Consider the following 14,360-nt stretch of genomic DNA (forward strand, 5'->3'; position numbering starts at 1 on the left):
TGTTAAAGCGCCATTCTGTTTTAAACATGGCCATTAATTCATCGCGTAGCTAGCCGGTTTAAAGTAGGTGGCAGAATATACCCTTCGGAACATAGTGTAAGTTACCGTTACCATAATAAACGCTATAATGGCATCTATGGCGCTTGCCAGCCCCAACACATTTACTTTGGAGGCAAAAGCGAAGATAATATCGAAGTAAATGCCTGCAAACACCCACTCTTTTAACCGGAGCAGTTTACCTGGTATTAGAAGAACAGCGATACCTACTACTTTGGCAACACCTAATATGTAAATAAAGTGAGGTGGGTAACCCAGTTTTAAAGTGATGTCCCAAACGAGTTTGTTGGCAGTGAGTTCACAAAATCCGCTTGTACCAAACCATAAAGAGGTAAGCGCGGTTCCTATCCAATAGATTGTTTTTGTTGTTTTAGTTGTCATGATTTCTAGTTTTTAATTTGTTTGTTGATTCAAAAATGGGCTTTACTTACTGAATGGCAGAGCAGTTTTCAAGCGAACCGGACAAAACGCATGACGGGAAAGACATTTTGATTATTAAATAAAAAATAAGCCCGGTGCCAGTGGATGGCACGGGGCTTATTTTTATAGATACAGAATATCTGTTTTACTTAACAACTCCCGTAAGGGTAATAACCGAACGGGACGGGACAGTTACTTTTGATCCATCAATTTTACGGGCTTTAAGTTCATCCACCTGCGACGTTAGGTACAAGGTATTAAACCGAGCCTGGCTATTGAGATCTGCAACCACATCATCAGCATTAGGATTGATGATAACCGCAACTATATTTCTCCCATCCTTAAAGGCCGAAATAAGCAGCGGTTTACCCGTTGAGGATGAAATTGTCGCGCCAATCCGCACGGCGCCTGGTCTGATGAACCTGCTATAATTACCCATAGCCCAAAGCATTTTGCTGGTATAAAAGTTACCATCGGTTTTATTTTTATCTATATAAATAAGACCATCTTTATAATCATAAGCTGAGATGGCTGTCCACCATTGCCACGCCGAAGCATTAGCCACCGTAAGATCGGTATGGATCACCGAAGCCAGGTACAAGGCCGCATCAATACCCAGGTCGCGTTTGCTACCATCCATTTCGCCTGCATTATCACCTAAAATACAATATTCGGATTGCCAGTAGCCGAGACCTTTGATAGCCGTTACATTATCGGCCAGCTCCTTACGTACCTTTACAGCTGTTGCCAGTGGCGATGTGGTAAAGTAACTATGTGCAGATATGGTTTTACTTACACCGGGTAAAGCACCGAGGTAATTTGCAGAGCCCGACTTAAAAAAATCATTTATTTGATTACCTTTTCCTGGCTTATCACCTTTGGTAAATAGATAGTTAATGCTCCCGGCTTCGCCAACAAGAATTTTCGAACCGATTTTTTTAGCCTCAAATTCTTTATTAATAGATCTGATGACGCCGGCAATTTCCGTGTTGTTATAAGGGCTCCCCTCCTGCCCGCCATCGCTCCAATCCCACTGAGGCTCATTGATAGGGCTTATATAATCGAATTTAACTTTACTTACCTGCTCTACACCTTTTACAACTTTTGCCAGAAAGGCAGCGAAATTGGCATAATGATCGGCATCAATATTTACTTTTCCCCCGCTGGCGTAAGCCTTTTTGTTTATGGTAAACTGCACCGGCGGGCTATTGGTAAAACCTAAAAACTGCTTTACACCACGTTTTTTTGCCGCCTTTAAAAACCAAACCTGCCCGGCCTGATTTTGCCAGCTGTACGTACCATCGGTATTTAAAAATGATTCAGCCCGACGCCATTCGTCATTAATGCCGCTTTCACTTCCCTGCTGGGCACTGCCAGCTCCTATATTGAACCGCCATAATGATAAACCAATTCCTTTTGGAGAACCATCGGCATCAATATCCTGGCTAAAAAGCAGATCCGCAATTTTGTTTCGCTTATCATCGGGCCAGTTGCCTACAAACTGGCATGACCAGGCATCAGACGCACCAAAATTGCTGATAGTTTGGTATGTTTTCGAAAAATCAATATCGATGGTCGCTTCCTTATGCTGGCCAATGGCTAAAGAAACATTAAGCGCTAAAGCAATACCTGTAAGAAATATTTTTTTTGTTGTAGATATCATCATTATTCAGATCAACAATAAAGCAGGACCTTCCGATCCTGCTTTATTGTAATTTATTGTTGTACGATTTGCCATTGCTGGTTGTTGCCACCGCCCCATGGCCATTGGATAATACCCGCGCCATTAGCGGTCGAGGCGCCATTAACATCAAGCGCGAGACCGCTGTTACGGTTAATAGTTTTATATACGCCAGTACTAGTGGCCGTAAGCTGCCATTGTTGGTTATTACCCCCGTTCCATGGCCACTGTATAATACCGGCGCCATTAGCTGTTGAGCTCATATTAACATCAAGCGCCTGGCCGCTGTTGCGGTTGGTGATTTTATAATATCCACCACCGTTATCGGTAATTTGCCATTGTTGATTGTTGCCGCCATTTTGCGGCCATTGTATAATACCAGCACCGTTGGCAGTTGAAGCTCCGTTAACATCAAGCGCCTGCCCGCTGTTAAGGTTCAGGAAGCGGTAATAAGCTCCGGTATAAAAGGTATCGGTACCACCAGCGCCAACTCCCCAGGCATATTTTAAACGGCTTAAGCCTGATGCATTGGTGGTACTAACCGTTGGACTGGCAGCACTGCCACCCAGCTGTTGTATAGCATAACCATCACCGTTACGAATACCCGGCCAGTAAACAGCTCCCATACCTAATGACCTAATTACATTAGTTAACCCTTGTATGTAAGCTATATCTGCACTGCCGCCAATGGCGCCGGTGTAATTTATGCCACTGTTCATGGTATCACCAAACTCCGTAAATACAGCGCGGTTTCCATAACTTCCGATATTGCCTTTCGCCCTATTTTCCCATTGTGCCGCTGTTGTAAGTCCTCCGCTGCTAAAAAAAGTATAATCGTGGATGGATAACAGGCAGTTAGTAAAGCGGCTATCGGCACCTACACCAGTAATATCCTGCGCATATGATGTTCCGTCGATAAGTATATGTCCTTGTGGCACCGATGGATATGTACTCAGCCATTGTGCACAAATGGTAGTCCAGTCTGACAGAGAATAGCCATGCGGTTCGTTAAATATCTCGAAATATACATGCGCGTTGTTGCCATATTTGGTCACAACGGTTTGCCACATAGACCAGAATTGGGTAGTGTTATCAATCTTACCATCCTGTGATGATTTGCCTTCCCAATATCCCAGTATCACGTTCATTCCTTTGCTTACAGCTTTATCAATAACGCCGGTGTAAGAATTCCACCAGGTTTGTGATACAGTGGAGTAATTGACAGGTAACCGGACTGTGTTTGCTCCTGTATTGGTTTGAATGCCCGATAATATGGCATCAGCCTTTGCAGATACGGTAGCATAACTGTCTGATGATGTTAAACCGCTTAACACCAGTATCCCATCGCTGAAATTATCACTATCACAAGCCCAGTTCACGCCCTGAAGAGCGCTTGCCGGCGTCGAGTTAAGTTTTATTGTTTTTGTTTTTACGTCGTCTGTGGATGACGATCCTTTTACCGCGGTAATATCCTTTTTACACCCTGCCATCAAACAACACCCCGCTATTAGTAAAATGCCTTGGTTTTTCATAATTTGGTATAGGTTAGTATGAGGTAAAAAGGGGCGAAAACTTTCCCGCCCCCCCAGAATAATTTTATCAGCAACCGGTACTTTGAACCGATTCAATCGCACGGTATCGAAAATACAATGCGTGCCACTAATTAGTAATACCTACGGTGAGGTTGTTTTGCGCGTTTATGGTATAAACAGCTCCGTGACCATTAGCGTTATTGATGAACGTTGGTGTGCTCCCGCCCCCATCTAAACGATAATTGTAAGTACCCGGTCCGGTAGTATAAATACCTACGGTGTACTGGCCAGGAGTTATAGGTCCGTAACTTCCGGTGGTTCCGGGTGCAACAGTGATGGTGTGGGTGGTTGGGCCGCTCAATTCTATGGTACAAGTGTAGGATGTTGTATTATAGTAATTGACACCGATACTAAATTTGTACGGATGGGTTACAGCATGTTTTTCAATTTTCATAGACTGAGAAACGAAAAACGAAGAAAAGCACAGGAAGAGAATTAACATTTTTGTTTTCATAATTGTATGGTTTTAATTGATTTGAAATGTTGTTTAAAAGGAGACCCTACCGGGCCTCCCTGATTGATATAGGTATTTGGGATTTTTAATTTGTATAGCCCGGATTTTGTTTTAACTGTCCGTTTGAAGCCTGTATCTCGGCCAAAGGTATTGGCAACCAATAATGCTGCGACTGAAACGCGCGGCCGGTTAACGCTATCTTTGGAGCATAACTGTAGCCAGAAGCGTTGGCTGTATTTATACCTACCGCTACACCATAAGCAGGAACATTTTCAGTTTGATCGGCAATTTTCCACCTGCGCACATCGTAAAAGCGGTGTTCTTCAAAAGCAAGCTCAATCTGTCTTTCATTTCTGATAGCGGTACGCATATCATTTTGCGATAAGCCCGACAACACAGGCATATTCACAGATGCGCGCTGCCTGATGGTGTTAATGGCCTGGTAAACGCTCGCGTCGGGCCCAACGGCTTCATTTTGTGCTTCGGCATAGTTAAGCAGAATTTCGGCATACCTGAAATAGATCCAAGGCTGTGCACCTGCCTCGCTTGAATTGGTGATAGAATAATTATCATTCGCAAATTTTCTCAGGTAATAACCGGTTTTACTCGCGTTTTGCGGATTCGGACCCTGGTTACTGTCTTTGCCACCCGGCAAAAATACCTGGACAACATTGCCCCTGTATGGCGCCCCATTGTAAAGAATAGTTGCATAAAACCGCGGATCGCGGTTAACATATGGGTTTTGTGAATCATAACCCGATGCCGGATCGGTGATCGCTTTGCCATTACTCATTGGATAAGCATCTACCATATTTTGCAGGGGTACATTACCACCATAACCGCCATAACTGTTAGGTCCATTGTCCAGCTCTATAGGGAGGTGGGCCGCTGTAACCGGGTAAAATAACCTTTCAAATATAATTTCGTTACTATTGGGTGTTAAAAATAACTGGCCATAGCCGCCCTGGAACAAACTGTATTTGCCCAGATCCATCACTGCTTTAGCGGCCGCGGCGGCAGCCTGCCAGGTCCCTGCATTATATAAAGGGCTAGCAGCATAAAGCAGTAATCTTGATTTTAGAGCCAACGCAGCACCCTTTGTTGCCCTGCCTAAGGCCCATGTTGTGCCGTTATCCACCGGGAGCCTTGAGGCTGCATCGTCCAATTGAGAACTGGCATAAGTAATAGATTCCGTAATAGAAGCACGATTAAAAAGGCTCGGATCCTGCAGGTTATCCGTTAGTTCGGTTACCTTATCACCCATTAATACAACACCACCATAGTTACGGATAAGATCCTGATACCTGAACGCCCTGATAAATTCAAGCTCGCCGATCAGTTTATTTTTATGCCCGGCGCTTAATGGCAAACCGTTTATAACGCTTAAAGCATAATTACATTCCCGGATACTACGGTAACTGCGTGCCCAAATAGTCCCCGCATCGCCAAGATTGTTAGGAGCTAACTGACCTTGCTGGATAACCCAGGTATTATCATTGTTGTTGTATATCGATTCGTCTGTCAGTGAGCTCCAAAGTGCCCATTGAAAGCCCCGGCCAAAACCGGTATCGTCATCTTCTTTATCCTGTAATTTAACACCGATATACCTGTTGATCACATAAGCTTCAAAAAGTGATGTATCGGATAAAATAGAGGCATTACTTATTCTGTCGGTAGGTGGTGTGGATAGGAAATCTTTTTTACAGGATGTCATAAACACAACGCAAAGCGCCAGGCAGCCTGTTATATATTTTATATTTTTCATAATGCTGAATATTAAAATTTAATGTTTGCGCCCAGGTTAATTATCTTTTGTTGCGGATAGAACTGACCGCTGCCATACTGGGCGCCACCGAATTGACCACTGCCATTGGTTCCTTCAGGATCGTAGTCTTTCACTTTGGTAAATGTTAACAGGTTGAAACCGCTTACAAAAACCCTGACGCCTTTGATATGGAGCCGTGATAACGTTTGCGACGATAGCGTATAACCCAGCTGAACATTCTTCAATCTTAAAAACGAAGCATCGTTAAGCCAGAAGGTGCTGTTATATAAACCACCGCTTACCGCGCTTGAAGCCCTGTCTGATACTTTTGGATATGATCCGTTCGGGTTGCTTGGGCTCCAGGCATTATTGGCCCATGAACTGTAAAAATTACCGATAACACCAGATTCAGGTAATACATACTGGCTTACCTGGGCCTGCCCTGCAAATAAAACCGACAGGTCGAAATTTTTGTAAGCGGCGGTAAGGTTTAAACCGTAAACTATTTGTGGGATATTACCATATTTAGATCGCTCCTGATCGGCGGCTGTTATTTGCCCGTCGTGATTAACATCAGCATAAATAAGATCCCCAACCTGTGCACCAGGCACATGCGGCGTATTATCCAATTGCGCCTGGCTTCTGAAAATACCGATGGCTTTATATAATAAATAGGTGTTTAAAGGTTGACCTGTTTGGCGCTGGTAAGGTAATACACCGGCAGCCTCATCTATATAAATGATTTTGCTTTTAGCATAGGTAAAGTTGCCCGACACCCCCCAGGAGAATGTACCGGGATGATTATAGCCTAATGTTGCTTCGAAACCGGCACTGTTAACCTTGCCAATATTTTCTGCGGGCACTAATGGATTGCCATCAGATGGGTTCACTATTCCGGAAGTACCGGGAAGAGAGCCGTTACGGTAAGCCAGGATATCTGATCGCACCTGGCGGAAATAGATAGCCTCTAAGGTAAAGTTTTTTAAGAATACCGCATTAATACCAATATCGGTCTTTTTGGCCTTTTCCCAGGTAATATTAGGGTTTGCAAGCTTGGTTTGATCGATGCCCGGTTGAGGTGAAGCGCCTGAGCCATTATCCAGAACTACCGAATTATTAAAAGCGTAATTATCAATATACTGGTAAGGAGCTATGTTGTCATCACCTAAAACACCATAGGAAGCTCTGATCTTCAGATCGTCGATAAATTTAATTTTGTCCTGAAACCACCTCTCTTTAGATATACGATAACCACCGGATATGGAAGGGAAATATCCCCATTGGTGACCGGGAGCAAAAAGAGATGAACCATCTGCACGGAACTGGGCCTCCAACAAATACTTTTCATCATAATTATAGGCCAGCCTGCTGATCACACTGCGACGGTTATAATTGTAGTTGCCATTGTTATCGCTGCTGCTGCCCCCATTGGTTGCATCACTTGGTGCGCTGCCGCCTTGCGAAAGCTCTGGTGTAGTAGCCGTTGGAAAATTGTTTCGCTGGGCCCAAAAGAAATTATAGGTATTTTTACTTTGCTCGTAAGCTACAAAGGCATTGATATTGTTTTTACCCAGCTGCCTTACAAAATTCAGCTTAATGTTGGATGTAATGAGCGACTGGTTAAGCTGCGACTCATACAAATAAGGCCTTCCGTTTGAGCCACCCTGTGTGCTTGGGGTATAAATATTGGTAGCGCTGTTATAGGTATAAACGGTGTAAGGCGTATTAAATGTTTTGTTAAACACACCTGTTTTATCTGCAGAGAAGAAGCCATCGAGCGAAAGACCCTGAACACCCGGGATATCGTAGCTGGCTTTGAGTATACCGTTAAAAGTTTGTGTAGGGTTATTAATAGTACCGCCAATACTTGTTGGTGTAAGGGCTGGATTTGTATTATCGAACCCTGAAGTAGGCAAACCATTGGGATAAAAAGCAGCCACAGTTGGATATCCCCTGTAAATACCCCTAAAATTATTGGCGGCCGAGGTGGTTGGAAATTGCCTGTCTTCTTCCCTGCCCTGTAAAGATAGTCCTACTTTAAATCCCTTGGCAACTGTAGCGTCGATATTCGACCTGAAGTTATACTGGTTGTATTTTGCAGCGCCATTTTTATAAAGCCCACCTTGTGAGGTAATACCAACGGAAGTGTAATATTTAATATCGTCAGAACCACCGGTAACTGTTACATTCTGTTGGTTTTGTAAGGCATAGTTCTTTAAGGTTAGTTTTTCCCAGTCGGTGTTTGGGTAATTAAGCGGGTCGGAACCGTCTCTGAATTTTTGGATCTGAGCGGCGCTGTAAGCCTGGTTAAAACCACCTGCCGGATTATCATAGTAATTGATATCATTCAATATCTGCGCGTAGGTTGGCGCATCGGCCAATTTAGGCAAACGTGTTGGCGAACTGAATCCTTCATTAAAGTTATAAGAAATGGCAGCCTTACCTGTTTTACCATGTTTGGTAGTTATGAGAATAACACCATTTGCCGCGCGATTTCCATACACAGCCGCAGACGCATCTTTTAATACCGAAACACTCTCGATATCATTAGGATCAAGGCGCTCGAGGCCACCAATCTGACCCGGGATACCATCCACAACAATCAACACCGAATTGCTGCCGGTTGTGGCCAAACCCCTGATAGAAATATTGGAACCATCATAACCCGGTTCGCCCGATCCGTTGCTGGCAATAACACCGGGTACACGACCCGCGAATGAGCTTGAAACGTTGGGCTGCGGACTTTTAACCAGGTCGCCTCCCTTTACAACGGAGATAGAACCGGTGAGGGTTGCTTTTTTCTGCGTACCATAGCCCACAACCACTACCTCGTTCAATGATTTTGATTCGGGTTGTAATTGTACGTTGATATCTGCCTGTCCGCTTAAAGTTACTTCCTGTGTTACATAGCCGATATAAGTAAACACCAGCGTACCTGATGAAGCGTTAGGTACATTAAGTGAAAACTTACCATTAACATCTGTTAAAACACCTGTAGTAGTTCCTTTCAGGGTAACACTAACGCCGGGTAATGTTTCGCCTTTTTCGTCGGTTACTTTACCGCTTATTTTCGCATCCTGTACGCTGAGTACCTTACTGTTATTGGCGAAGGCTGGTGAATACATCTGGCAAGTGATCAGGCAGGTAATGGTGATACTTGCAAGCAGCAGGAAAAAACGGGGTGCTCTTTTCCGATGAGGAGAATCCTTTACATGTAAAATTAGTTTCATATGTTTTTAATTGGGGTTTAAAATTTGGTTTAAACCTTACTCCATAAAAGGCACGGCTATGGGCAAACGGTTAAAGCTGGTTAATTGCCTTTTCAGCTATCCGTGTCAAATTAGTGCCAGATACAAAAGTTTGGTTTACACCTTGGTTATTGGTGAAGCTAAAATGAGGCTAAATTGTATGAGCAAGTGAGGGGCAAATTCGGATTTAAAACGGGATAAAATCATAAAAAAAGACCATTGCAGGCTTCTTTGGGCCTTTTTGATCAGGGGGTAAAATCATATCACTAATTATTGAGGGTGCTTATTCATGATGCAAACCGTAGAAACCCCTCCCTACCCTCCCAAGGGAGGGAATCGAACATATCCCATGCTTTTAGGCGCTCTCAGAGTCTCCCCTGAAAGAGCTGTAAAAAGTGGGTTTACATGGGTTTACACTTTTTAGGATTAAAATTTTTATAATTTATTAATAATCAAATATTTAACTTAAAAAAACCAACAAATAGTGAGTTTTTATGTAAACCAACTTTGGGTCTTTTGAAAGAGCCTCTGAGGGAATTATAAACGAGCAAATAATGTCCAGGCCTGTCACCCTGAGCTTGTCGAAGGGGCGTGCGCAGAGGCCTACCCACCATGCTTCGACGGAGCTCAGCATGACAGCCATCAAAAAAGCCTGGGCTGGTGCGATTCCTTCCCTCGGGAAGGGGAGGAAGAGGTTTATGGAACAGGATAATCATCGCGTATAGAAACCCCTCCCTGCCACTACACCTACCCTACGCGCCCCTCCCGTGGGGAGGGAACTAAAAATGAATTCTTAATTAAAAACCTTTAGTATGGTCAATTATCCTTAACCATATCGCGGTTAACATTATAGTTATTATGAAAAGGCTTGCGGTATTTTTTCACGTATTCCGAAGGGTTGATACCGAAAAGTTTATTGAATTGCTCCCTGAAATATTTAAGATCGTTGATACCCACCATTGAAGCGGTTTCATAAACTGTGCTATCTGTGGATAGCAGGATCTCTGCTGCCTTTCTTAACCTGATAAAACGGATAAAACCATTGGCCGATTGGCCCGAAATGGATTTGATGCGCTTATACAAATTAGAGTGACTCATCCCGATCTCAGAGGCCAGCGTTTTTATGCTAAACTCAGGGTCGGTTAAATGCTGTTCTACAATTTTGAGGCATTTTTCTAAAAACTCTTTGTACTCGGGCGAGATCTTTAAATCATTGGATTTATTGAGCGTGATTTCGTTATAAAAATACTTTTGCAGATTGTTCCTGCTTTTCAGGATGCCGTTAACACGGGCAATCAGTATTTCTTTTTCAAAAGGCTTGCTGATGTAATCGTCGGCACCGCCTTCAATACCTTTGAGCTTAATTTCGGGTGATGAACTGGCAGTTAGCAATATTACCGGGATATGGTTTAACAACGGATCCTCTTTAATACGGCTACACAGTTCTATACCGCTCAGACCCTGCATCATCACATCACTTATCACAATATCCGGCACCAGCTGATAAACCAATTCAAGTCCATTGGTTCCATTATCGGCTTCAAAAATCTCAAATTCACCGGCAAATATCTGTTTAAGATAAATGCGGATCTGCTGGTTATCATCTATCAGCAACATTGTCTTGGTATCCGAGCTTAAAGCTTCCGGGCTTTTAATAGTAGACATGGCTCTGGATTGCTCTGCAGCCAATTCACCCTTGTTCTCTATCAATTCGTCTAAAAACACCGATGATTCCGCAACATCCTCAAAAATAAGCTGCTCACCAAAATGATCTTTCCCTTTTAGGAGTACAACATGGAACAAGGTGCCCTGTCCCTGCTCACTTACGTAACTGATACTACCTTGGTGACTTTCAATAAATGCCTTCACCAGGTAAAGCCCTATACCAAAGCCACCCGCCAGGGGTGTCGCGTTTTGTAATTGGTAAAACTTGTTGAATAGTTGATCGCCTATACCTTCGGCTATGCCACAGCCGCTATCTTTTATTTGGATACTAACCCGGTTATCCTGATCTGTTATGGTACAGCTTACCAACCCATGTTCAGGAGTAAATTTCAAGGCGTTTGATATCAGATTGAATAAGGCTATTTCTATTTTTTCCCTGTCGGCAAATATTTGAATTACTTCTTTTTCGCTCGAAAAATCAAACTGTATATGTTTGGTACGGGCCTGGTGATTAAAACATAAGAATACTTCATGACAAAGGGTCACTATATTAAGTCGTACTATTTTAAGCTTATCCGTATCGCTCTCTGCCTTTCTAAAAAGCAATAACTGATCAACCAGGCTCAGCAAACGGCGCGCGTTACGGTAAACAATATGTAAATTACCGGGATCGCTATCCTGCCCGCCCTTGCCAAACAACATATCCTTAACCGGATTAATGATCAGCGTGAGCGGTGTACGAAACTCATGCGAAATGTTAGTAAAAAACGAAAGCTTGCGCTCATTAAGTTCTTTATCTTTTTCTGCCGATAACTGGGCAACTTTTATTTCATATTTAAGTTTTGTTTGCCTGGCTTTGTACAGCAAATAGTAATAAATGATCAATCCGGCTGCGAGTAAACAGATCAGGTAAGCCCACCATGTTTTATACCAGGGCGGCATGATTTTTATTTTAATGACAGCACAATTTTTAAACCATACACCATCCTGGTTGGAAGCTTTAACCTTAAATGTGTAATCGCCGGGTTCCAAATAACGATAAGTGGCCAGCCTTTGATTGCCTACATAGTTCCATGATTTATCAAGTCCTTCCAGTTTGTAGGCGAAACTACCCTTCTGCGGGTAGGTATAATTTAACGAGGCATACTGAATAGAAAATACCGACTGATCTGGCTGCAGCGTAATTTGCCGGGTTTCGCTGATGGCTTCGGGTAATACCGTCCGGTTACCATCCAGAGCACCCACCTCTACCTGTTTACCAAAAATTTGCAGGCCGGTGATGATAACCTTTGGCTGATAATTGCTTGGCGTTACTTTTTCGGGGTCAAAAAAGTTGAGGCCCTCTGTACCTCCAAAATACAGGAGTCCGTTGCCCGAATCGCGCAAAACCGATCCTGCGTTAAATTGTCCGGCCTGTAAACCATCAGACTGATCGTAATTCACCACTTTATCCGTAAGGATATTAATATTGGATATGCCTTTATTGGTACTTAACCATAAAGAACCATTGGCCGATTCTTTGATAGCCGATACCGTATTATTTGCCAAACCATTGGTTTCATTAAATTTCTTAAAAACCCTTTTTTTAAGATCGTAGGAAATCAGCCCATCGCCCTCAGTCCCTAGCCATAAGCGGTGTTGTTTATCGGGGTAAATTGAAAAAATCACCTGGCTGGGTAAATTATTCTTTTCGTCGGCAGGTTTAAAATATCGTTCAAACCTATTTTGTTTTGAATCGTAAAAATCGAGTCCGCCGCCGTAAGTGCCTATCCATAGGTTACCCTTTTCGTCTTCGGCAATGGAGCGTACATCGTAAGAAGTAAGACCACTATTGGCAGGTGTGTAGTTAGTAAATATTTGGGTATCAGCATTAAATAAGCTCAGGCCCCCGCCATTGGTTCCAACCCATAAGTTTTTATGGCTATCCTGAAAAATAACCCGCACATCATTACCGGCAAGGCTTTTACTATCAGCCGGATTATGCGCGTAATTGGTAAATGAGTCTGTTTTTTGATGATACAGAAAAAGTCCCCTGGCATAAGTACCAAACCAGAGATTACCATCCTGATCACTATAACCATATAAAATAGCATTATCGGTAATACTTCCGGGTTTACCATCAGCCTTATACTGTTTAATCAGGTTGCCGTTATGGCCGGTTTTAAATATCCCTTCGCCATCGGTTCCGAACCATAAAAAGCCGTCCCGGTCCTGACACATCCCATAAAACCTTATCAAACTTTCGCCGCTGGGTTCAATCCGTTTCCTGGTGATCCCCGAAAATTTGTCTTTGATATTACTGACCATATAAATACCATCACCGTAGGTGCCCACCCAAATATTCTTGTCTTTATCAATGTAAAGCGCCTGAACAGAGCGTTGCGTAAGGTAATAGCCATCATCGCCGGTTACCGGTTGCAATAAAAAGCCTGCTGTGTTATAATCCGGGCTTGTTCCCAGATTTACCTTATATAATCCGCCATCCTGCAAGCCAACAAGCAATTGCTTATTGCTATCCTCCATAACAGAAATATATCTTTTGCTTTTTATACCAGGCTGTGTGGTTTGCAATAAGGTAAATTTATTTGACTGCCGGTGATAGTATAAAAGCCCGTTTCCGGTTGCTATCCAGATATTATGAAAATGATCTTCAAAAATGTCATTGATCCGCGCTGCAGGAAGGTTTTGGATTGGAGATACCAGGTTTTTTTTGTTGGTGATGATACCTTTTTTATGTTCAAATACATTGATGCCTGTTTCCTGGGTACCAACCCATAACAAACCCTTTGAATCTTCAAACAAACTTATAACCCGGTTACTGGATAGCTGGGGTAAATTGGCCTGCGTATAATTAGTGAACTTAGCCGAATGGATATCAAAATAGGAAAAACCTAAACCATAGGTGGTTATCCATAAATTGCCATTGTGGCTTTGTACAATATTCCCTACATCGTTTTTAATTGCACGATTGGAGGATAATTTATAGTGGATAAATTTTTCTGTCCGCGTATCCAGTTTACTGAGCCCATTTCTTGATGATACCCAGATGTTCCCATACATATCACAAAAAACCTTCTGTACATAATTACTGGCCAAACTTGCAGCATCGCCCTGGCGCGATTTAAAGATCTTAAAAGTTGTGCCGTCAAAACGATTCAAACCGTCGTTGGTGGCAAACCACATAAAGCCCTTATCATCCTGCGTAATGCTGTTTACAATGCCGAAAGAAAGACCATTCTTTAAAGAATAGTTTAAAATCTTATTCTTTATCGGAGACTGGGCGCAAGCCAGGGAAACGATGAGCAAAAGAAAAAAACAAAAGGGGTATTTTTTTTCCATTAAAATAATTTCAGGTTGTCAATTACATTATAACTGGGGATTAAAACTACCTATTAATTGTTTAAAATACAATAATTATCAGGCTCATCTGCAATTTATTTTTGTCATCTCTTCAAAGCTCCTTGACCATTTTAACCTA

Annotated in this window: 7 protein-coding genes; all 7 read right to left on the bottom strand. The window is 42.8% G+C overall.

The window, feature by feature from the left end:
* Positions 1 to 33: 33 nt before the first annotated feature.
* Positions 34 to 438 carry a DoxX family protein gene (locus tag G7092_RS10190; RefSeq protein ID WP_166088808.1) on the bottom strand — a complete coding sequence of 135 codons (405 nt, stop codon included), beginning with the start codon at positions 436 to 438 and terminating at the stop codon, positions 34 to 36.
* 184 nt (positions 439 to 622) lie between these two features.
* A complete protein-coding gene (locus G7092_RS10195) occupies positions 623 to 2,143 on the bottom strand; it encodes a glycoside hydrolase (protein WP_166088810.1) in 1,521 nt (506 codons plus the stop codon).
* A 50-nt stretch (positions 2,144 to 2,193) separates the two neighbouring features.
* On the bottom strand, positions 2,194 to 3,690 hold the full coding sequence (locus G7092_RS10200) for an RICIN domain-containing protein (protein ID WP_166088812.1): 1,497 nt from the start codon (positions 3,688 to 3,690) through the stop codon (positions 2,194 to 2,196).
* A gap of 127 nt (positions 3,691 to 3,817) precedes the next feature.
* The gene (locus G7092_RS10205) at positions 3,818 to 4,144 is read right to left on the bottom strand and encodes a hypothetical protein (protein ID WP_166088814.1); all 327 of its coding nucleotides are present in this window, start codon (positions 4,142 to 4,144) and stop codon (positions 3,818 to 3,820) included.
* Between the two features lie 145 nt (positions 4,145 to 4,289).
* A complete protein-coding gene (locus tag G7092_RS10210; RefSeq protein ID WP_166088816.1) occupies positions 4,290 to 5,969 on the bottom strand; it encodes a RagB/SusD family nutrient uptake outer membrane protein in 1,680 nt (559 codons plus the stop codon).
* 11 nt (positions 5,970 to 5,980) lie between these two features.
* Positions 5,981 to 9,199: a SusC/RagA family TonB-linked outer membrane protein gene (locus G7092_RS10215; protein WP_202985250.1), complete on the bottom strand. Its 3,219-nt coding sequence runs from the start codon at positions 9,197 to 9,199 to the stop codon at positions 5,981 to 5,983.
* An 834-nt stretch (positions 9,200 to 10,033) separates the two neighbouring features.
* Positions 10,034 to 14,221, bottom strand: a complete 4,188-nt coding sequence (locus tag G7092_RS10220) for a hybrid sensor histidine kinase/response regulator transcription factor (protein WP_166088818.1) — start codon at positions 14,219 to 14,221, stop codon at positions 10,034 to 10,036.
* Positions 14,222 to 14,360: the final 139 nt, after the last annotated feature.

Origin of the sequence: Mucilaginibacter inviolabilis (assembly GCF_011089895.1) — a bacterium.
GTDB lineage: Bacteria > Bacteroidota > Bacteroidia > Sphingobacteriales > Sphingobacteriaceae > Mucilaginibacter > Mucilaginibacter inviolabilis.

Bases quoted from the DNA above. Each gene is read 5' to 3' on its own strand.
- G7092_RS10220 (WP_166088818.1), bottom strand. From the start codon at position 14,221: ATGGAAAAAAAATACCCCTTTTGTTTTTTTCTTTTGCTCATCGTTTCC.
- G7092_RS10215 (WP_202985250.1), bottom strand. From the start codon at position 9,199: ATGAAACTAATTTTACATGTAAAGGATTCTCCTCATCGGAAAAGAGCA.
- G7092_RS10190 (WP_166088808.1), bottom strand. From the start codon at position 438: ATGACAACTAAAACAACAAAAACAATCTATTGGATAGGAACCGCGCTT.
- G7092_RS10200 (WP_166088812.1), bottom strand. From the start codon at position 3,690: ATGAAAAACCAAGGCATTTTACTAATAGCGGGGTGTTGTTTGATGGCA.
- G7092_RS10205 (WP_166088814.1), bottom strand. From the start codon at position 4,144: ATGAAAATTGAAAAACATGCTGTAACCCATCCGTACAAATTTAGTATC.
- G7092_RS10210 (WP_166088816.1), bottom strand. From the start codon at position 5,969: ATGAAAAATATAAAATATATAACAGGCTGCCTGGCGCTTTGCGTTGTG.
- G7092_RS10195 (WP_166088810.1), bottom strand. From the start codon at position 2,143: ATGATGATATCTACAACAAAAAAAATATTTCTTACAGGTATTGCTTTA.